Genomic DNA, 970 nt, shown 5'->3' on the forward strand with positions numbered 1-970 from the left:
AACAGCAGATAACACCGCCATATATAATGCATTGCGAACAATAGCACGCCCACCGTGGCAGAATGATTTCCCCGTCCATTGCCCACTTTGCTGTGTGTGCGGAATCACGCCAACCAGTGAAGCAATACGTTTATTCGAGAGCTTGCCCAGTTCCGGTAAACTTGACATCAACACCGCAACGCAGTTCTTTCCGACACCTTTAATCTCCGCAATAAGCTCAGCTTTCTCGTTAAAATGCTGATTATGGTCGTCAATATCACTATCCAGCCGAGCAATCAGGGTATTGAGCATTTCGATATGTTGACGAACACTGTCTTGCTGGGATTCGTGAATTTGTTGCAAGCGATTTAATTCGGCAACGCGCATATCGACAAGTTGCCGACGGCGAACCACCAGCGCTTCAAGCTGCTCTTGTTGTTCGGTCAGCGGCACAAACAGCATTTTTTCCGCCTCACCGTTAAGGTCTAAATCTCGTCCATAACGTGCCAGATTGAAGGCGTCTTTCTCATCGGTTTTGGTCATCGATTGAGAACGGGCATATTGAGCCGCTTTAAGCGGATTGGCAACCAAGACGCGAAAGCCGGCATGCGCTAACGCTTTGGCAACCGGCAGTTCTAATCCGCCGGTGGCTTCAAGGGTAACCAGTGCGATTTCAAAACGCTGAAGATAGTCCAAAAGATGGGCGATACCTTTTGGGTTATTGGTTTGTGTTTTTGTTTTTTTCTTGTCGGTTAATCCAACGACAAGAGAACGTTTAGCAACATCAATGCCACAATAAATCGGAGTGTTGTTCATCATTAACCAGCCTTGTATTCGGGTTTCGTTATTTCAACTGTTCGGTTTTGTTGATGAACGTTATCCACGCCTACGCTACAAGACGAGTTGATGCTCTAGGGGCGGTCAAGCTGTGGATAACGATTCGGTGCTGTGTTGCTAGTATACTTTATTTTGAATATACAAGGGGCGGATT

At 46.6% G+C, this 970-nt stretch carries 1 protein-coding gene; it reads right to left on the minus strand.

Annotation, left to right across the window (positions count from 1 at the left end):
- The coding region (locus FHQ30_RS01350) for an IS110 family transposase (RefSeq protein WP_500692248.1) at nt 1-798 on the minus strand (798 nt) is incomplete at its 3' end.
- Nucleotides 799-970 lie beyond the last annotated feature (172 nt).

The organism is Testudinibacter sp. 'clade 2' (genome assembly GCF_006227735.1).
Classification (GTDB): domain Bacteria; phylum Pseudomonadota; class Gammaproteobacteria; order Enterobacterales; family Pasteurellaceae; genus Chelonobacter.